The organism is Aeromonas sp. 3P (assembly GCF_051919745.1).
GTDB classification, from domain to species: Bacteria; Pseudomonadota; Gammaproteobacteria; order Enterobacterales; family Aeromonadaceae; genus Aeromonas; species Aeromonas veronii.
Genome location: NZ_JBQBED010000001.1, coordinates 1,844,830 through 1,863,353 on the forward strand (window position 1 = coordinate 1,844,830; position 18,524 = coordinate 1,863,353).

Consider the following 18,524-nt stretch of genomic DNA (forward strand, 5'->3'; position numbering starts at 1 on the left):
ATTGCGACCCATGCGGCAAGCATGCATCCACTGAGAATGATGGCTCATTATCGGCCAGTTTAGCGAGAGTTTGAGGGGGCAATGCTTTTCTGCCTCCCCCCTGTGGACGGTCGATGTTAATATAAGCCGTTTTTTTCAATCCCCGAGGATGGACATGGCCAGTAAAAAAATCGACCGTCTGAGTTTTGATGCCACTCTGGAAGAGCTGGAAACCATCGTTCATCAGCTGGAACAAGGTTCCCTACCCCTGGAAGAGGCACTCAAGCAGTTCGAGCAGGGCGTTCATCTGGTACGGGCCGGTCAGCAGAAGCTGGAACTGGCCGAACAGAAGATCCAGATCCTGCTCAGTCAAGCCGATGGCAGTGACCAGCTCGCCCCCTTCCAGCCAGAACAAGGAGAGGAGTGAGTGGCGCTGGACCATTTTTCCCGTCTGCATCGTCAGCGTATTGACGACTGTCTGTCAGCACAACTTGAATCCTTGCCCGCCATGGCGCCACGCCTGCGCGATGCCATGAGTTATGGCCTGCTGCTGGGCGGCAAGCGGGTTCGCCCGTTTCTGGTCTACGCGGTCGGCGAGATGCTGGGCGTCAAGAGCGAACTGCTGGATGGCCCCGCGGCTGCCGTGGAGTGCATCCACGCCTACTCCCTGCTGCACGATGACCTGCCCGCCATGGATAACGACGACCTGCGTCGTGGTCAGCCAACCGTTCACAAGGCGTTTGACGAAGGAACCGCCATTCTGGCCGGTGATGCGCTGCAGACCCTGGCGTTCTCCATTCTGGCCGACCATCCCATGCCCGATACCTTGATGGCCAACCGGGTGCGGATGCTGAGTACCCTCGCCCGCGCCTCCGGCTATCTCGGTATGTGTGGCGGTCAGGCGCTGGATCTGCAGGCCGAAGGGCGCCAGATCTCGCTCGCCGAGCTGGAGCAGGTACACCGCCACAAGACCGGTGCGCTGATTGAATGCGCCGTGGCGCTCGGCGCCCTGTGCAAAGCCGATGTCGATGACGCCACGCTGGCTGCACTGCAAACCTATGCCTCCGCGATTGGCCTCGCCTTTCAGGTGCAGGATGACATCCTCGACATCACAGGTGATACCGCCACCCTGGGCAAGCCACAAGGTTCTGACCTGGCGCTGGAGAAAAGTACCTATCCGGCCCTGCTCGGACTCGAAAATGCCCGTGAGCTGGCTCGCGAACTGCATGGGAAAGCCTTAACAGCCCTGCAATCCTTGCCCTACAATACCGACATTCTGGAAGCGTTTGCCGATTACATCATCGAGCGAACCCACTAAACGCTGGATAACAGTAACAATATGAGCGTTGATATTAGCAATTTCCCCAACCTGGCCCTCGCGGACACTCCGGTCGAGCTGCGTTCCTTGCCCAAAGATCGGCTGCCGGTGCTGTGCAACGAGCTGCGCGAATATCTGCTGCGCTCTGTCAGCCGCTCCAGCGGACACTTTGCCTCCGGTCTCGGCACGGTCGAACTGACCGTGGCCCTGCACTACGTCTACAACACCCCGTTCGATCGGCTGATCTGGGATGTGGGCCATCAAGCCTACCCCCACAAGATCCTGACCGGGCGCCGTGACCAGATCCACACCATCCGTCAGAAGGATGGCCTGCACCCCTTCCCCTGGCGTGGCGAGAGTGAATACGACGTGCTCTCCGTCGGCCACTCCAGCACCTCCATCGGTGCGGCGCTCGGTATGGCGGTCGCCGCCGAGAGCGAAGGGCTGGGTCGCAAGGTCGTTGCCGTGATCGGTGACGGCGCCATTACCGCTGGGATGGCCTTTGAAGCGCTCAATCACGCCGGCGATGTCCATAAAGACATGCTGGTGATCCTCAACGACAACGAGATGTCCATCTCCGAGAATGTCGGTGCGCTCAACAACCATCTGGCCCGGGTCATGTCCGGCAAGCTCTACACCACCATCCGCGAAGGCGGCAAGAAGGTGCTGGCGGGTTTGCCACCGGTCAAGGAGCTGGCCAAGCGGGCCGAAGAGCACCTCAAGGGGATGGTGGTGCCCGGCACCCTGTTCGAGGAGTTCGGCTTCAACTATATCGGCCCCATCGACGGTCACGATATCGAGGCACTGGTCGAGACCCTGCGCAACATGCGCAATCTCAAGGGCCCGCAGCTGCTGCATGTCAAGACCAAGAAGGGCAAGGGTTACGAGCCGGCCGAAAAAGACCCTATCGGTTATCATGCCGTGCCCAAGTTCAATCCGGACGAGTGCGCCCTGCCCAAGGCGAGCAGCGCCAAACCCACCTTCTCCGCCATCTTTGGCCAATGGCTGTGCGACATGGCTGCCAAAGACGAAAAGCTGGTCGGCATCACCCCCGCCATGCGCGAAGGCTCCGGTCTGGTGAAATTCAGCCAGCAGTATCCGGACCGCTACTTCGATGTGGCCATTGCCGAGCAGCATGCGGTCACGTTTGCTGCCGGTCTTGCCATCGCCGACAAGAAGCCGGTGGTGGCCATCTATTCGAGCTTCCTGCAGCGCGCCTACGATCAGGTGATCCACGACGTAGCGCTGCAAGATCTGCCGGTGCTGTTCGCCATCGACCGGGCCGGTCTGGTGGGCGCCGATGGCCCGACCCATCAGGGGGCGTTCGACATCAGCTTCCTGCGCACCGTGCCCAACATGGTGGTGATGACGCCATCTGATGAGAACGAGTGCCGCCAGATGCTCTATACCGGCTATCTCCATCAGGGCCCTGCCGCAGTGCGTTACCCACGCGGCAGCAGCCTGAGCGATGCCCCCATCTCATCAGAGATGCAGGCGCTGGAGCTTGGCAAGGGGCGTATCCTGCGAGAAGGCAAAGGCACCGCTATTCTGGCGTTTGGCACCCTTCTGCACCACGCCAAAGCGGCCGCCGAAGCGCTGGATGCCACCCTGGTGGACATGCGCTTTGTCAAACCGATGGATGAGGCACTGGTGCTGTCGCTGGCAGCCAGTCACGATCAGTTTGTCACCATCGAAGACAACGCGATCATGGGCGGCGCCGGTTCGGCGGTGAACGAACTGCTGATGCACAGCAAGCAGTGCAAGCCGGTGCTCAACCTCGGCCTGCCGGATCGCTTCGTCGAACAGGGCACCCAGCAGGAGATCTATGCCCTGCTCGGTCTGGACGATGCAGGCATCCAGCGCAGCATCGAAAGCTGGCTGCAAGCCTGATAAATATCTTTATTGCTAATGTGTAATGCCCGTCGAGTCACTACGACGGGCATTTCTACATAGCCCCCACCATCCTCAGAGTTCCGTTCTTCACAAAGTGTATCCTCGCCTTTCAGCAACGCCTCGTTATAAGTAGATAGACTCTCTGAAATTTTATCTCATGATGATGGTTAGCTATTTGATGAGCTCACCACGGTCAATATCTAACCTATCAATATAATCCCCTCTTGATATGAACAAATAAAGGCATGACAGGAAAACGTTTTACGTTAATTTAGTGTGCGGTAGTTCAAAGGTACAGCAGTTGTTTATTTTCATTCCTAACGTTATGTCTAAAATCTCTCCACTCCTGTTCGCTACGGAATCAACAGGACAATAACAATATGGGACTCTTACCAATGAAAAAGACACTACTAGCCGTCACTATCTCTTTATCTCTGTTTGGGCTAACAGCCTGCGATTCTGAAAATACCAGTAAAGAGCATATTCCTCTGGAACTGACTGTTGCCCATATCAATGATACCCATGCTCACCTAGATCCGACTGAAAACGCCTTGGCTATTCAACCGACAGGGCAACAACTGTTCAAGTTCAATGCCCAGCTGGGTGGTTATCCCCGTCTGAAATTCAAACTGGATGAACTGCGTGAGCAGGCTCGCAAAGATGGTCGTCACTTCCTGACCTTGTTTGGCGGTGATGCCTTCCAGGGCACTCTCTATTTCACAAAATTCGAGGGAGAGGAAGAATCACGCCTTCTATCTGAGATGGGGATTGATGCTGCGACCTTGGGCAACCATGAATTTGATCTCGGCAATACCCCCCTCAACAACTATGCAACCAAGGTCAACTACCCTATCGTGGCAGCCAACCTGGTCAAATCAAGCAGCAATGTTTTGAAAGACAACACGAATATTTACGAATATATCATTAAAGAAATCAATGGCGAAAGTGTCGGCATATTTGGCCTAGTGCTCGACAATATGCACGATATATCTTCACCAGATAAAGATACCCAGTTCCAGCCGATGATTGCATCCGCACAACGCACTGTTGATACCTTGAAGAAAAAGGGGGTCAATAAAGTCATCATGGTAACCCATATCGGCCTGCAAAATGACCAAGCTGTCGCCAAGGCTGTCAACGGTATCGACCTGATCGTCGGCGGTCACTCCCAAACATTCCTTGGCGATATCAATGAGATAAAATCCATCGGTTATAGCCAGCATAACCAGAATGAAAGCGATGATAATAGGTACGCCCAGCTGATCACCAATCCGGATGGTGGCAAAACCTGTATTGTTCAAGCCGGTGAGTGGGCCAAAGGCTATGGCTTGGTCAATGTTTCCCTGACTAAAGAAGGCACTATCACCAAGTGTGAAGGACGTAATACCCTGATGAGTGCTGACAACTTCACCAAGGAAGTAAACAAGAAGAAAGTTCCCGTGACAGACGCCGAGCAGACCAACGTTGTCGATTTTTTTGCCAAGTCGCCCATCATCGAGATAGTGCCGGAAAACCAGGCCATGCGCGATGTAATCAACACCGAATACAAACCCGCAGTTGAGGCATTGGAGAAACAGGTCATCGCCGATGTGCCCACCGAACTGAAGTGGGCAAGGATTCCGACTTCCGAAGGCTCTGATGGTGCCAGCCAAATTACCCCACTTGTAGCAGAGGGGCTGTACTGGAAATTAAATCAACTGGCAGACAACGGCCAACAAAAAATGCGCGTTGACTTCACTCTGCAAAACGCAGGCGGTGTCAGAACTAACGTTAATGCAGGCAGTCTGACCGTTGGTTATGTCATGGGGACACTGTTGCCATTTGGCAATAAGATCGCTGTTTTCAATATCAAAGGAAAAGATGTTCGAGATGCCATAGAATCAGCTGTTGATTACGCAGACTCATCAAGTGGGGCATTCCCCTATGTAGGCCACCTGAGTTACACGTATGATGGCAAACTTGCCAAAGGTTCCCGCCTTACCAAACTGGAAGTGATGGATGCCAACGGCCAATGGGCTCCATTAGATGATGCGAAAATCTACCGGATCGGTGCAAACACCTATATTGCTGCAGGCAAAGATGGCTATAGCGGTCTGCTAAAACGTTCCGAACTGCCGTTGGAGGGTGACTATATTGACTCTGGTGTCGGTGAGAACGAGATGTTTATGGATTACGCAAAAGATAAAGGAACACTCACTGCACTGCCCTATCCAACTGTTACCTACTACAAGAAGCCCTAATAAGCTTGCAGATAAATACAACGGCGCCTTAGGGCGCCGTTTTTATGGCATACTCCCTCCCCCATGCCCGAGGAGAGAGTTGATGGCCAAGTACGACAAGATTTCCCCTGAGACCCAGCAGGAGGCGATGAAAATTGCCCGTGCCAACCAGAAGCCGGGGCAGAGCAAGGAACAGACCCAGCTTATCGCGCAAGGGATCCAGAAAGGCATCGACGAATACAAGAAACAGATGAAGGCGCGGGCCCGTGAAGCGAGCCGCCAGAAAAAATTGCAGGCCAAAGCCAGGCAGCCACAGGGCGCGCCCCAAACCGAAGAACAAGACGATCAGCTGGAGCTGGTTGAAGTAAGCCATCAGCATCCCCTGCCCTGGATCTTGCTGGTGCTGAGCTGGCTGGGATTTGCTGCAGCCTGGCTCTGGTTGCACTAAGACGCGCTAGCAAACCTTTATCCGGGATCCTCTTCACAGCCCGGGCCTGGGCTGCTGGTGATTACCTGCGAAGAGTGGTTAAATCGCGCGCCTCTTGCACCGGACTCCCTGTTTTTTGACGATCAGTTTTCAGGAAAGATGTTATGAACCCCGCTCCGCTCTATCTGCTGGCCCCTTTTGTTCTGTTCCTTGTGACCATGCTGCTCTATCGCATTTCGCCGCTGCGGGCGGTCGCCGCCGGTGGGGTACGCTGGTTTATCCTGCCGGCCTTCACCCTGTTTATTTTGCTGATCATCATCAATGGAGCCGCCGATCCCGCCCTGCGCGATCCGGCATTCCACTGGTTGATGCCGGGGCTTGGCTTTGCCCTGAGCCTGTTTCCGGCCCTGCCCAAGGCGCTGGTGCCACGGCTCGCCATCAAGGAGGGGGCCTTTGCCGCCCTCGGTCTGATGCTGATGAGCCTGGCCATGGTCTACTGACCAACCGGCCACATGATGCAAGGGGCGCTCTGTGACGGGCGCCCCTTGTACAAACAATGGCCTGCAGGCATCTTGGTGACAGGATAACCAGCAAGGAGGCCAAATGGACAATCCGCCCGATTTCATGGCGCTGTGGGATTATCAGGATCCCGCCGCCAGCGCCCTGCGTTTTCACACCCTTCTTCCCGAAGCGCGCGCCGCCGCCGACCTGCAGCTCGAACTGGAGTTGCTGACCCAAATTGCCCGCACCCATTCGCTGCAGCGCCAGTTTGCCGACGCCCATCAGCTGCTCGACGAGATAGAGCCCCGCCTCACCGACACAACCCCCAGAGCGCGGATCCGGGCCCTGCTGGAACGAGGCCGCACCTTTAACTCGGCGGGCGACAAAGCCAGCGCCAAACCGCTGTTTGAACAAGCCTGGCAGTGGGGACTCAAGGAGAAGGAGACCTATCTCGCCATCGACGCCGCTCACATGATCGCCATCGCCGCACCACTTGAAGAGCAGAGCCGCTGGCATCAACTGGCGATGGAGCTGGCGGAACGCAGCAGTGACGAGAAGGTGCGTGGCTGGCTGGCCCCCCTTTACAACAATCAGGGCTGGACCCTGTTCGAATTGGGCCGCTTTGAGGAGGCGAAAATCCAGCAGCAGAAGTGTCTGGCCTGGCATCTACAACATAACCAGCCGGCCAAGGCGTTTATCGCTCGCTGGAGTCTGGCTCGCCTGACCCGGGCCCAGGGTCAGCACCAGCAGGCGCTGGCAGAGCTGCACCAGCTCAAGGCCGATATGGCCGAGGCTGGCGAACCAGAGGATGGTTATCTGTTCGAGGAGCTGGGGGAGAATGCCTTGGTGCTGGACGATCCGCTGGCCGCGGAATACTTCTCCCGTGCCTGGTTTCTGCTGTCGCAGGACCGCTGGTTCAGCGCCAACGAGGGGGAGCGACTGGCCCGCCTCAAGCGCCTCGCCAAACTCTGATCCTCAAAATAGAAAGGGCGGCACGCTAACCGCCCTCTCTGCTGGCAAGATGGTTCAGGCCCGATTGGACTCTTCCCACCCCTGCTTTTTACGGTAAATGGTGGAGGGGCTGATCTCGAGCAGGGCCGCCGCCTTGGGAATATTGCCGTCACAGCTGGCGATGGCCTGTTCGATCACCTCTTTCTCCACCAGCCAGAGCGGACGAATTGGCCCGTTAGCCACGCCGGTGGCGGCCGGAGCCGATACCACCGCTGCCGCAATCGCAGCCGGCAGCTGGGGACGAACCCCATTGAGCGGTGGCGGAAGAATATCCGGGCTCACCAACTCCTTATCGTTGAGCACCACGATATTGCGCACCACGTTTTGCAGCTCGCGTACGTTGCCAGGCCAGGGGTAGTCGAGCAGCACTCGCGCCGCCTCGACATCGAAATCCTTGAAGCGTTTGTTCTCCTCCTTGGCGTAGCTCTGCAACAGGGTACGCGCCAGCAGCAGGATATCCTCGCCCCGCTCCCGCAGCGGCGGCAGGGTGAGGGGAATGACGTGGAGCCGATAGTAGAGATCCTCGCGAAAACGGCCTGCTTTCACCTCCACCAGCGGATCACGGTTGGTGGCGCAGATAAAACGCACATCCACCGTCTCGAGCTTGCCGCTGCCGACTCGCTGCACTGTGCCGGTCTGGATAAAGCGCAGCAGCTTGCTCTGCAGATCCAGGTCCATCTCGCAGATCTCGTCGAGAAACAGGGTGCCACCATCAGCCAGACTGGCCGCCCCTTTGCGATCCCCCTGGGCGCCGGTAAAAGAGCCCTTCACATGACCGAAGATCTCGCTCTCCATCAGATCGTGGGGAATGGCGGCGCAGTTGAGGGCAATAAAGGGCTGTTCGCTGCGGGGACTGCACTGGTGAATCGCCTCGGCACACACCTCTTTGCCGGTGCCGCTCTCGCCAGTGATAAAGACGGTCGCCTTGCTGGGCGCAGCGCTCTCGATGATGCGATAGACCGCCTGCATCGACATGGAGGCACCGATAAAACCGAAGAAGGAGCTGCGTTCGAAATTCTCCCGATAGTGGGCAACCAGCGAGCTCAACTGCTGGTGTTTCAAGGCATTGCGAACGGTGGCGCAGAGTCGCTTGCTGTCAAACGGCTTGGTCAGAAAATCGAAGGCACCGAGGCGCATCGCCTCCACCGCCACATCCACCGAACCGTGGGCGGTGATCACCACCACAGAGCAGGGCAACTGCTGTTCGGTGATCATCTGCAGAATATCCATACCGGACATATCCGGCAGCTCCAGATCCAGCAGCACCACGGGGGGAGGACTTGCCAGCAACTGCGCCAACGCCTGCTGACCACAGTCGGCCAGCACTACCTCGTACCCCTCCTGGCGCAGGTACTGTTCATAGACCACCGCCAGACTACGGGTATCTTCCACCAGCAGGACACGCGATTTATTTTCAGCCACTGGACTCATCCTTGTATTTGATTCTGCGATCTATTTTGCCTTATTTTCGCGTGCAAACCCAACGCCAAGACAGCTCTGTTATCCCGCGATTGCAGGGAATACACAAGTAAAAACGGCTCCTTAAGGAGCCGTTTTTAACTACAAGAAGGGATTACTTCTTGGCGTCGTCAGCAGTAGGCTTCTCGATAGCCAGCAGCTCAACGTCAAACACCAGCACGGCATTCGCCGGGATGGAGCCTGCACCGTGCTCGCCATAGGCCAGCTTGGACGGCAGGAAGAACTTGAACTTGGAGCCAACCGGCATCAGCTGAACACCTTCGGTCCAACCCGGGATAACCTGGTTGAGCGGGAAGGTAGCCGGCTCGCCGCGATCGACGGAGCTGTCGAACTTGGTGCCGTCGGTCAGGGTACCGGTGTAGTGAACCTTGACGATGTCGGTAGATTTCGGCTTGGCGCCAGTGCCCATCTTCTCGACCACGTACTGCAGGCCGGATTCAGTGCTCTTCACACCCTCTTTCTTGGCGTTGGCAGCCAGGAACTCTTCGCCCTTCTTCAGATTCTCAACGGCGTCTTTCTCGGCCTTGGCCTTGGTCAGCTCGTTGATCTTGGCGTCGTAATCCTGCAGTACCTTCTGGATCTCTTCATCAGTCATCTTGGCTTCTTTGCCCAGACCGTCAGTCACCCCTTTCAGGATCACGGCGTTGTCCAGTTTGATGCCCAGTTCCTGCTGACGCTCCAGGGTATTGGCGATGTAACGACCCATGGAGAGGCCAATTGCGTAGCCAGATTGCTCTTCAAAGCTCTTGGCTTCGGCCTTGGTCGCCTCTGCCGGCTTGCTGGCTTCTGCCTTCACTTCGGCGGTATTGGCCGCAGCAGGCTTCTCGTCTTTTTGGCAAGCAGTCAGACCGACGGCAACGGCCGCCGCCAACAGGGACACCTTCAGAAATTTGTTCATCAGTTTCTCCAAACTCCAAATACCGCTCTCGGTTCCATCGTGAAATGAGAGGTTTATCGTGATAAGCGCCTTATACTAACGCCGTGATCGCAGGTAACAAAAGCGTGAGACCGCAAAAATGATAAAAAGTGCCATTTATCTGGTGAGCCTCTGTTTAATGCTCTCCGGTTGCGAGCAGAGCTCCCAACCCAACCAGCAAATGCCCCTCGCCAGCACGGGTCTGCTGACCGCAGATCTCTCCAGTGATGGCAAGCAGGCCATCGTCTCCAGCATCAGCCAAGGCATCATCGTCTGGGATCTGGAACAGAACCGTCAACGCTGGCGCTGGAAGCAATCCGACTCGGCGGATGATCTGGTATTCATTACCCGTTTTTCCGAAGGCAACAGCCATGCCGTCACCGCCACCCCAGACACCTTTGCAACCTGGCGGCTGAGCGACGGGCAATCACAAGGCTACTACTCACTTCCTGAATCCAGGCTGAGGGACATCGCGCTCTCTGCCGACGGTCGTTATGTGCTGATCGGGCGAGAAGATGGCAAAGCCGAGTGGCTCGATACCCGAAGCGGTCGTCGTCTGCAGTTTATGGGGCACACCGAACAGGTCAATACGGTGGATCTCTCCGCTAACGGTCGCTACGCCCTGACCGGCGGCAACGACTACAGCGCCTATCTGTGGGATACCCGTAGCGGGCAGGTGATTTGGCGCTTCAACCATGGTGGCCGGGTGATCATGGCCAGACTGGAGCCGAGCGGCCGCTACGCCTTCACCGCCGACAGCAGCCGGGCCAGCATCTGGGATCTGAAAACCGGCAAAGAGGTGAGTCAGCTGCAATATGATCACCGCTTCGAGGTCTACACCAGCGCCCGCTTTGCCAACGATGGCAAGTGGCTGATCACTGGCGCCCCTTCCCGTCAGCTCTCCCTGTGGCAAGTGAGCGATGGTGCCCTGCTGCAGAGCTGGCGCGTCTCGCCGCAACCCAAGGTGAAACCGCCCAGCGCAGTGGTCTACGGCGTCGCTTTGCGCGACAATAGCCACCTTGTCAGTGCCAGCTCCAGTGGTCTGGCCGAAATCTGGACAATCAAGTAAGGACCCGAAGGCCCATGAGTCAGCAACTTAACGATCGCATCGAAACCCTGGAAACCCGTCTCGCCTATGCGGAGTACACCATAGAGCAGCTCAACGACGAGGTAACCACCCAGGGCCGTGAACTCGATCGACTCAAATACCAGATCCAGCTGCTGATCGACAAACTGCAAAGCGTACAGCCCAGCCAGATTGCCAGCATGGCCGAAGAGACCCCGCCGCCGCACTACTGATGGGTGTGCAATCAACAAGCTGTCTGCTCAAGACCAATAAAAATCCGAAACCGGCCAAACCGGTTTCGGATTTTTTATCCAAATGACCTGATAGCTGCGACTCGGCGCCTCAGAATCAGCCCGCGTTAACCTTTGTAGATCTTGGGGTTAAACACATCCCGCAACCAGTCACCCAGCAGGTTGATGACCAGCACCAGCACCACCAGACAGATGCCCGGGAAGGCGGTGATCCACCAGGAGCCGGAGAAGATGTAGTTGAAGCCGACGCTGATAAGCGAACCGAGCGAGGGCTGATCAACCGGCATCCCCAGACCGAGGAAGGAGAGCGCCGCTTCGCTCATGATGGCGTTGGCCACCTGCACGGTGGATATCACCAGAATGGGCGACAAACAGTTGGGCAGAATGTGGCGGAACATGATGCGCGGTGCGCGGAACCCCATCACCTTGGCCGCTTCCACATACTCCTTCTTCTTCTCCGCCAGCACAGAGGCGCGCACGGTACGGGCATACTGCGGCCACTCTGCAATACCGATGATCACCACCAGCATCATGATGGCAAACTTCGAGTAAAACTCGGAGCCAAATGTTGCCTGAAAGATGGCGGAGATGATGATCGCCACCATCATGGTGGAGAACGACAACTGCACGTCGGCAAAGCGCATCAGTAGGTTGTCGATGCGGCCACCGAAGTAACCGGCAATCAGACCGATGACGATACCCAGCACCAGCTGCAGCGCCACCGCAAACAGGCCGATGGTGAGAGAGATACGGGCGCCATAGAGAATGGTGCTCCAGATATCCCGCCCCTGGTTATCGGTACCAAGCCAGAAGCGCTCCTCGCCGCCTTCGAGCCAAGAGGGGGGCAACTCGGCATCCATCAGATCAAAACTGGTCTGGTCATAGACGTTGTGCGGGGCGAGCCAGGGCGCCAGCAGCGCCGCCAGCACGAACACCACAAACACCGCAAAGCTGAACATGGCTACCTTGTCCCGCAGGAAGTAGTAGACGATGTCAGAGTTCTTGAATCGTGCCCAACGGCTTGGGCTTGCAGTTACAGCGTTACTCATGCTTACCCCTTGGCAGTCAGGTTAACGGTCGGGTTAATCAACCCGTAGAGCAGGTCGACCAGGGTATTGGTCACCACGAAGATCAGTCCCACGAAGATGACGTAGGCGGTGATGAGGGGCGTATCGACCCGGTGGATCGCCTCGAGGAACAGGAAGCCGGTACCCGGCCACTGGAACACACTCTCGGTCAGAATGGTGTAGGCCACCATGGTGCCGATCTGCACCCCGCCGACGGTAATAACCGGCAGCATGGTGTTCTTCAGAGCGTGCTGATAGTAGACCTTGTTGTTATCCAGCCCTTTGGCGCGGGCGAATTTGACGTACTCGGAGGAGAGCTGCTCCAGCATCTCGGAGCGCACCAGCCGGATAAACAGCGGCAGCATGATGGAAGAGAGGGACACCGCGGGCAGGATCAGGTGCAGGATGCCATCCCAGGTAAAGAAGCCCGACTCCCAGCCCAGCAGGTTATGGGTCTCGCCGCGGCCATAGGCAGGCAGCCAGCCCAGCTGGATGGAGAAGAGGTACATCAGCATGATGGCGGTCAAAAATACCGGGATCGAGATGCCGATACTGCTCCCCGCCATGATGATCTTGGTGGGAATGCTGCGCGGGCGGATCGCCGAATAGACACCGAGTGGAATGGAAACCACCACGATGATGAGCGCGGCAGCAAACACCAGCTCAAGGGTAGCCACCAGCTTGTCGAGGATCACCTCGAGAGCGGGTCGCTTGAAGAAATAGGAGGTGCCCAAATCCCCATGCACCGCATTTTTCAGAAAGCGGCTGTATTTGATGAGGAAGGGATCGTTAAGGCCCATCTTCTCGCGCAACTCGTGACGCTGGGCTTCGGAGACGGATTGTCCCACCAGCTCACGCAACGGGTCACCCAGGTTGTCCTGGATGGAGAAGGCGACCAGGCTGATGACGAACATCACTATCACGGCCTGATAGAACCGTTTCAGCAGGAATGTAAACATGCTTGTCCTTCTACGTGGCCTGTGTCGTGGCACAGGCTTCTGTTAGTGGGCGGAGTGGCCAGCTGACCACCCCGCCCCGTCCTTCCTTGCGACGTTCTCTTACTTGCTGACCACCAGGTCACCCAGGTAAGGGAAGTTCATCACGTTGACCACTGGCTTGATGTCGACGTTCTTCTTGGCGCCATAGGCCAGATCTTCCCAGTGCAACGGCACGTAGGCAGCATCTTCGATCAGCATGGCTTCGACCTTCTTCAGCATCTCTGCACGCTTGGCCGGATCGGTCTCGGCGTTGGCATCCATCACCAGCTTGTCAGCTTCGGCGTTGGCGTAACCGGCGCAGTTGTACTGACCCATACCGGTCTTGGCATCCTTGGTGAAGGTCAGGAACTCGAAGAAGTTCGCGGTATCTTCAGTGTCGGAGTGCCAGCCAATCAGCTGCATGTCTGCGGCGCACTTGTCAAACTCAGGCCAGTACTGGGCCACCGGCATGGTCTTCAGATCCACCTTGATGTTGATCTTGGCCAGCATGGCGGAGACAGCCTGGGCAATCTTGACGTCGTTGACGTAGCGGGCAGCCGGGGAGATGAAGGTCATCTTGAAGCCTTTCTCGTAACCGGCCTCTTTCATCAGCTCCTTGGCCTTGGCCAGATCATACTGGGGCACCAGCGCCTCGTTGTGACCGGCATAGCCTTTCGGGCTCAGCTGGCCAGCAGGGGTACCGAAGCCCTTGTTGATCTTCTCGACAATGCCCACCTGGTTGATGGCGTAGTTGATCGCCTGACGTACACGCTTGTCTTTCAGCGCCGGGTTGGTGTTCTGGTTCAGCTCGATGATGATGGCGCGGGTACCGGACAGGGTGACCAGCTGGGAATCCTTGCCATTCTTCACGCGCTCCAGATCGTTCGGCGCAACCGGATAGATCATGTCCACGTCGCCACCCAGCAGGGCTGCAACACGGGTCGCATCTTCCTTGATCGGCACCACGGTCAGGTTCTCGACGTTACCCTTGGAGGCTTTGTCCCAGTAGTTGGCGTTGCGGGCATAATCCAGCTTCACACCCTGCTCGCGGAACTTGACGGTGAACGGGCCAGTACCGGAGACGTGGGTAGAGGCATAGGAGTCGCCGTTTTTGACGATCTCGGCCTTGTCTTTGCCCGCTTCGGTCTTGCCGGTGTAGAACTTGGAGTCCATCGGGAAGATGTAGGTGACGGTCTGCAGCACCAGCGGGAACGGCTTGGCGGTGACGAGATCCACGGTGTAGTCATCGACCTTCTTCACTTCGCTGATGGGATCGAAGATCGCCTTGAAGTCGACGGAGGATTTCAGGCGGTTGACGGTCCACACCACGTCGTCTGCGGTGAAGTCGTTACCGGAGTGGAACTTGACCCCTTTGCGCAGATGGAAGCGGACGGTCTTGTCATCGACACGCTCGAACTTCTCGGCCAGACGGGGCTCGAACTGCAGGTCCTGGGTGTAACGCATCAGGGGATCGAATACCAGGTGCGACATCTCCAGGGTCTGACCGGAGAGCTGCTCCTGCGGATCCAGCGAAGTGGCGTCAGAAGCGACCCCCACCTTGATATCAGCGGCTGAGACACTGAAGGCGAAACCGGCGGCAAACAGCGCCAGGGCAATCTTGGACAATCCTTTCTTCATCTTGTTCTCCATGCTTTTGGCTTTCTTATGACACTTTTTTTGACAAGCAGACCGGCGCACCGGCGCTCTCCTAGCTTGCGATTTCCAGCCCCTCGCGGGACATTCCCTTGAACTCCGGCATGAGGGAGATCAGCTTGCGGCTGTACTCATGCTCGGCATTGGTAAAGAGTTTCTCGGTCTCGGCCACCTCCACCAGATGACCGTGCTGCATCACCCCGATGCGGTCGCACATCTGGCGGATCACCGGCAGATCGTGGCTGATAAACAGCATGGTGAGCTTGAGCTCCTGCTGCAGATCCTTGAGCAGGTTGAGGATCTGGGCCTGCACCGACACATCCAGCGCCGAGGTCGGCTCGTCGCAGATGAGGAAGCGCGGGCGAGTGGCCAGGGCGCGGGCAATGGAGATACGCTGGCGCTGACCGCCGGAGAACTCGTGGGGATACTTGACCCCGGCACCACGACCGAGACCCACGTGATCCAGCAGATCGCCGACGATCCCCTCAATCTGGCTCTCACTGCTCGCCAGCTGATGGAAGCGGATCGGCTCGGCAATGATGTCGCGCACCTTCATCCGCGGGTTCATCGAGGAATAGGGGTTCTGAAACACCATCTGCATCTGGCGACGCAGCGGGCGACGCTCGCGCTCGCTCTTGAGGGCAGTCAGATCGATCCCCTCGAAGAAAATCTTGCCGGTATCAGGCGGATAGAGACCGGTGATGGCGCGGGCAATGGTCGATTTACCGGAGCCCGACTCCCCCACCAGACCGAAGGTCTCCCCTTCGAAGATCTCGAAGCTGATGTTGTTGCAGGCGCGCACATACTGGCGGCGGCTCGGGAAAATGGAGTCCTTGGTGACGAACTTCAGATCGACGTTCTCCACCCGCAGCAGCGCCCCTTCATAGGCACGCTCGTCCTGACTCTGGCCGAGCCAGTGGGTCTTGAGGTCGATATTGGTATCCGGCGCACTGGCATCCTCGATATAGGAGACCAGCGGGAAACGCACCAGCTTCACGTCGGAGCGGGGTACCGCCGAGATGAGGCTGCGGGTATAGGGGTGATTGGGGCTGCCCAACACCTGTTCGGTCAGGCCGAACTCCACCAGATCGCCGCGATACATCACCGCCACCTTGTCGGTGACGTTGGAGACCACGCCCATGTCGTGGGTCACCAGCATGCAGCCCACCTGACGCTCTTTGCAGAGGGCGCGGATAAGCTGGAGGATCTGATCCTGAATGGAGACGTCCAGCGCCGTAGTCGGCTCATCGGCGATGATCAGCTCCGGATCGCAGGAGAGCGCAATGGCGATAACCACCCGCTGACGCATGCCACCGGAAAACTGGTGTGGATACTGCTTGATGCGCAGCTCCGGACTCGGGATCCCCACTGCCCCCATCAGCTCCAATGCCTTGGCAAAAGCAGCCTCGCGAGAGAGGTCGGTATTGGCCAGAATGGTCTCCACCAGCTGATGCTCAACGGTGAACAGCGGGTTGAGGGAGGTCATGGGGTCCTGGAAGATGAACCCGATACGGGAGCCACGGATGGCCCGCATCTCGTTCTGGCTCTTGCCGGAGATGAGCTCGCCATTGAGATAGATATCGCCACGGGCGATGCGACCCGGCGGGCTCAGGAGGTCGATAACGGCGTTGCCGATGGTGGACTTGCCGGCGCCGGATTCACCGACCACCCCGACAATCTCACCCTTTTCGATAGAGAAAGAGAGATCCTTCACCGCGGCCAGCACCCCGTAGCGGGAGGGGTACTCGATCCGCAAGTTCTTTACTTCGAGCAAGGACATGTTTACCTCTGCGGGGGACATCCGTCCCAAATAATTCGTCCGTAAATCAGCCGCAGATGCCGGTTGTTACCTTGGGCAATATTTGCTCAATCCATGAGGCAGCGAAACCAGCGATCCGGGCGGGTTTTTTGCATTTTTTTGGAATAACCCGCGAGTAACTTAGACGGTTTGACCACGGGTGTAAATGATTGAGTTATACAATTCCGCAATGTTTTGTGCAGATAACCACCAATTCATCAGAGATAAATGATGATTTTCATCACACAAATGGCCGGTGCGTCCGTACATCTATTGGTATCATTACTTTAATTTCAACAACAACGCAACAAGCAGCATTTATCACTATTTCCAAAACGATCACCAGCCCCGAATGAGTAGTGAATATTTATGTGAAATGGATGATAAACGGCAGCATATGCCGATGAATGAAAATTAAGCAGATATAAATCGGGGGATGCCAGAACGGTCATCCCCCGGAAGATGACTCTCAACCGAGCCAGAATGCCAGTAATTGCATACAAAACAGGGCGATCAGGCCAGCGATCAGATCGTCCAGCATGATGCCCAGACCACCGTGGATCCGGCGATCAAACCAGGAGATGGGCCAGGGCTTGAGCACATCAAACAACCGGAACAGCGCGAAGCCCGCCACCACCCACTCCCAGCCGGCTGGCGCTGCGATCATGGTGACGCCAAAGCCGATCACCTCGTCCCAGACGATGGCGCCGTGATCCGGCATGCCGATGGCATCGGTGGCGCTCTGGCAGATACGGATCCCCACAACAAAACCCACCGCCAGCAAGGCGATAAACCAATAGGTCGGCAGCCCGCTCACCAGCAGGTAGAGCGGAATGGCCGCCAGGGTTCCCATGGTGCCCGGCGCCTTGGGACTGAGACCGGAACCAAATCCCACCGCCAAAAAATGAAGCGGATTTTTCAGATCCAGTCGTGTCAGCTCGGGCTTTATCCTGAACAAACTCATGCGAAGTGATCCCACCCTTTCAGTTGCAACTCGACCGCTTGGTCGCCACGCAGGTAGTCGATGCCCGGCTCGCCCGCCACGATGCGGCCGATACGGCTGAACTTGACCCCGCTGTGGGCCAGCGCCGTATCGAGCGCGCCGCGGTGCTCCTCCGGTACGGTAAAGCAGAGCTCGTAGTCATCGCCACCGGCCAGCGCCAGTTGCCACGCCTCCTGCTCGCTCACCGCATCCTGCAGCACCGGCGAGAGCGGCAGCAGATCGAGATCGATCTGGGCCCGCACGCCGGAGGCCTTGAGGATATGGCCGAGATCCGATGCCAGCCCGTCGGAGAGATCCAGCGCACTGCCCGCCAGCCCGCGCAGCGCCTGACCGGCCAGAATGCGGGGATGGGGATGGTCGAGCCGTGGCAGCACCGCAGCCAGCTGGTTCTCGTTTAGGGTGCGTTTGCCCAGCAGGTGGGAGAGCGCCAGCGCGGCATCTCCCAGAGTGCCGGTCACATAGATGCCGTCACCGGCTTTGGCGCCGCTGCGCATCAGGGCGCGACCGGCAGGCACCGACCCCTTCACCGAGATGGTGATGGAGAGCGGCCCGCGGGTCATGTCTCCGCCCACCAGCGCGACGTTGTAGTACTCGGCCAGCTCCAGAAACCCTTCGGCAAAGCCGGCGACCCAGCTCTCGTTGATAGCCGGCAGGGTCAGCGCCAGCGATACCCAGCGCGGCTCGGCCCCCATGGCGGCGAGATCGGAGAGATTGACCGCCAGCGCCTTGTAGCCGAGATCCACCGGATCCATGTCGGGAAAGAAGTGTACGCCGCTCACCAGAGTGTCGGTGCTCACCGCCAGCTGGGTATCGGGGGGCAGGGTCAGCAGGGCACAGTCATCTCCAGGGCCCATCACCACGTCCTTGCGGGCGTGGGGGACCTTGAAGTACTTATCAATCAGCTCAAATTCACCCATACAGTAAAAAGCCAGCAATAAGCTGGCTCCTCTCTTAGATGCTGACGGA

At 57.5% G+C, this 18,524-nt stretch carries 17 protein-coding genes; 9 read left to right on the top strand and 8 right to left on the bottom strand.

Translation table 11 applies throughout. From position 1 onward, the window contains the following. Window positions 1–154: 154 nt before the first annotated feature. From xseB to ACTG19_RS08280, 7 genes are all read left to right on the top strand, one after another. Complete coding sequence (gene xseB, locus ACTG19_RS08250; protein WP_005338838.1) at window positions 155–406, top strand: exodeoxyribonuclease VII small subunit; 252 nt, start codon at window positions 155–157, stop codon at window positions 404–406. Next, window positions 407–1,297, top strand: coding sequence for a (2E,6E)-farnesyl diphosphate synthase (gene ispA / locus ACTG19_RS08255; RefSeq protein ID WP_047438128.1), 891 nt, complete (start codon window positions 407–409; stop codon window positions 1,295–1,297). A gap of 21 nt (window positions 1,298–1,318) precedes the next feature. Then, window positions 1,319–3,187, top strand: coding sequence for a 1-deoxy-D-xylulose-5-phosphate synthase (dxs, locus tag ACTG19_RS08260; RefSeq protein ID WP_439988965.1), 1,869 nt, complete (start codon window positions 1,319–1,321; stop codon window positions 3,185–3,187). A gap of 398 nt (window positions 3,188–3,585) precedes the next feature. Next, window positions 3,586–5,430 (top strand): bifunctional metallophosphatase/5'-nucleotidase, encoded by a 1,845-nt coding sequence (locus tag ACTG19_RS08265; RefSeq protein ID WP_113739049.1) that lies wholly within the window; start codon window positions 3,586–3,588, stop codon window positions 5,428–5,430. An 82-nt stretch (window positions 5,431–5,512) separates the two neighbouring features. Further along, complete coding sequence (locus ACTG19_RS08270; RefSeq protein WP_113739050.1) at window positions 5,513–5,857, top strand: DUF2956 domain-containing protein; 345 nt, start codon at window positions 5,513–5,515, stop codon at window positions 5,855–5,857. A gap of 143 nt (window positions 5,858–6,000) precedes the next feature. Further along, a complete protein-coding gene (locus ACTG19_RS08275) occupies window positions 6,001–6,336 on the top strand; it encodes a hypothetical protein (RefSeq protein ID WP_005358483.1) in 336 nt (111 codons plus the stop codon). A gap of 103 nt (window positions 6,337–6,439) precedes the next feature. Continuing rightward, the gene (locus ACTG19_RS08280) at window positions 6,440–7,309 is read left to right on the top strand and encodes a hypothetical protein (RefSeq protein WP_113739051.1); all 870 of its coding nucleotides are present in this window, start codon (window positions 6,440–6,442) and stop codon (window positions 7,307–7,309) included. Between the two features lie 54 nt (window positions 7,310–7,363). On the opposite strand, the gene ACTG19_RS08285 is transcribed toward ACTG19_RS08280, so the two are convergent. Then, the gene (locus tag ACTG19_RS08285) at window positions 7,364–8,770 is read right to left on the bottom strand and encodes a sigma-54-dependent transcriptional regulator (protein WP_111899894.1); all 1,407 of its coding nucleotides are present in this window, start codon (window positions 8,768–8,770) and stop codon (window positions 7,364–7,366) included. A 151-nt stretch (window positions 8,771–8,921) separates the two neighbouring features. Beyond that, on the bottom strand, window positions 8,922–9,725 hold the full coding sequence (gene fkpA / locus ACTG19_RS08290) for an FKBP-type peptidyl-prolyl cis-trans isomerase (RefSeq protein WP_005335283.1): 804 nt from the start codon (window positions 9,723–9,725) through the stop codon (window positions 8,922–8,924). Between the two features lie 118 nt (window positions 9,726–9,843). Between fkpA and ACTG19_RS08295 the strand changes: the two genes are divergently transcribed. Continuing rightward, window positions 9,844–10,812, top strand: a complete 969-nt coding sequence (locus ACTG19_RS08295) for a hypothetical protein (RefSeq protein WP_113739052.1) — start codon at window positions 9,844–9,846, stop codon at window positions 10,810–10,812. A gap of 14 nt (window positions 10,813–10,826) precedes the next feature. Beyond that, entirely contained in the window at window positions 10,827–11,042 is a 216-nt protein-coding gene (locus ACTG19_RS08300) for a SlyX family protein (protein ID WP_005335285.1), read from the top strand. A 125-nt stretch (window positions 11,043–11,167) separates the two neighbouring features. On the opposite strand, the gene ACTG19_RS08305 is transcribed toward ACTG19_RS08300, so the two are convergent. The 6 genes from ACTG19_RS08305 to thiL all read right to left on the bottom strand — a co-directional run bounded on the left by ACTG19_RS08305 (window position 11,168) and on the right by thiL (window position 18,475). Beyond that, on the bottom strand, window positions 11,168–12,109 hold the full coding sequence (locus ACTG19_RS08305; RefSeq protein WP_040068611.1) for an ABC transporter permease: 942 nt from the start codon (window positions 12,107–12,109) through the stop codon (window positions 11,168–11,170). Between the two features lie 2 nt (window positions 12,110–12,111). Further along, the gene (locus ACTG19_RS08310) at window positions 12,112–13,086 is read right to left on the bottom strand and encodes an ABC transporter permease (protein ID WP_113739053.1); all 975 of its coding nucleotides are present in this window, start codon (window positions 13,084–13,086) and stop codon (window positions 12,112–12,114) included. Between the two features lie 99 nt (window positions 13,087–13,185). Beyond that, entirely contained in the window at window positions 13,186–14,742 is a 1,557-nt protein-coding gene (locus tag ACTG19_RS08315) for an ABC transporter substrate-binding protein (protein WP_021230378.1), read from the bottom strand. Window positions 14,743–14,812: 70 nt separating this feature from the next. Beyond that, complete coding sequence (locus ACTG19_RS08320) at window positions 14,813–16,537, bottom strand: dipeptide ABC transporter ATP-binding protein (RefSeq protein WP_005349510.1); 1,725 nt, start codon at window positions 16,535–16,537, stop codon at window positions 14,813–14,815. 487 nt (window positions 16,538–17,024) lie between these two features. Beyond that, on the bottom strand, window positions 17,025–17,519 hold the full coding sequence (locus ACTG19_RS08325; protein WP_113739054.1) for a phosphatidylglycerophosphatase A family protein: 495 nt from the start codon (window positions 17,517–17,519) through the stop codon (window positions 17,025–17,027). Beyond that, window positions 17,516–18,475: a thiamine-phosphate kinase gene (gene thiL / locus ACTG19_RS08330; RefSeq protein WP_113739117.1), complete on the bottom strand. Its 960-nt coding sequence runs from the start codon at window positions 18,473–18,475 to the stop codon at window positions 17,516–17,518. The genes ACTG19_RS08325 and thiL overlap by 4 nt, the downstream gene beginning before the upstream one ends. Window positions 18,476–18,524 lie beyond the last annotated feature (49 nt).

Bases quoted from the DNA above. Each gene is read 5' to 3' on its own strand.
- xseB (WP_005338838.1), top strand. From the start codon at position 155: ATGGCCAGTAAAAAAATCGACCGTCTGAGTTTTGATGCCACTCTGGAA.
- dxs (WP_439988965.1), top strand. From the start codon at position 1,319: ATGAGCGTTGATATTAGCAATTTCCCCAACCTGGCCCTCGCGGACACT.
- ACTG19_RS08265 (WP_113739049.1), top strand. From the start codon at position 3,586: ATGAAAAAGACACTACTAGCCGTCACTATCTCTTTATCTCTGTTTGGG.
- ACTG19_RS08270 (WP_113739050.1), top strand. From the start codon at position 5,513: ATGGCCAAGTACGACAAGATTTCCCCTGAGACCCAGCAGGAGGCGATG.
- ACTG19_RS08275 (WP_005358483.1), top strand. From the start codon at position 6,001: ATGAACCCCGCTCCGCTCTATCTGCTGGCCCCTTTTGTTCTGTTCCTT.
- ACTG19_RS08280 (WP_113739051.1), top strand. From the start codon at position 6,440: ATGGACAATCCGCCCGATTTCATGGCGCTGTGGGATTATCAGGATCCC.
- fkpA (WP_005335283.1), bottom strand. From the start codon at position 9,725: ATGAACAAATTTCTGAAGGTGTCCCTGTTGGCGGCGGCCGTTGCCGTC.
- ACTG19_RS08295 (WP_113739052.1), top strand. From the start codon at position 9,844: ATGATAAAAAGTGCCATTTATCTGGTGAGCCTCTGTTTAATGCTCTCC.
- ACTG19_RS08300 (WP_005335285.1), top strand. From the start codon at position 10,827: ATGAGTCAGCAACTTAACGATCGCATCGAAACCCTGGAAACCCGTCTC.
- ACTG19_RS08305 (WP_040068611.1), bottom strand. From the start codon at position 12,109: ATGAGTAACGCTGTAACTGCAAGCCCAAGCCGTTGGGCACGATTCAAG.
- ACTG19_RS08310 (WP_113739053.1), bottom strand. From the start codon at position 13,086: ATGTTTACATTCCTGCTGAAACGGTTCTATCAGGCCGTGATAGTGATG.
- ACTG19_RS08315 (WP_021230378.1), bottom strand. From the start codon at position 14,742: ATGAAGAAAGGATTGTCCAAGATTGCCCTGGCGCTGTTTGCCGCCGGT.
- ACTG19_RS08320 (WP_005349510.1), bottom strand. From the start codon at position 16,537: ATGTCCTTGCTCGAAGTAAAGAACTTGCGGATCGAGTACCCCTCCCGC.
- ACTG19_RS08325 (WP_113739054.1), bottom strand. From the start codon at position 17,519: ATGAGTTTGTTCAGGATAAAGCCCGAGCTGACACGACTGGATCTGAAA.
- thiL (WP_113739117.1), bottom strand. From the start codon at position 18,475: ATGGGTGAATTTGAGCTGATTGATAAGTACTTCAAGGTCCCCCACGCC.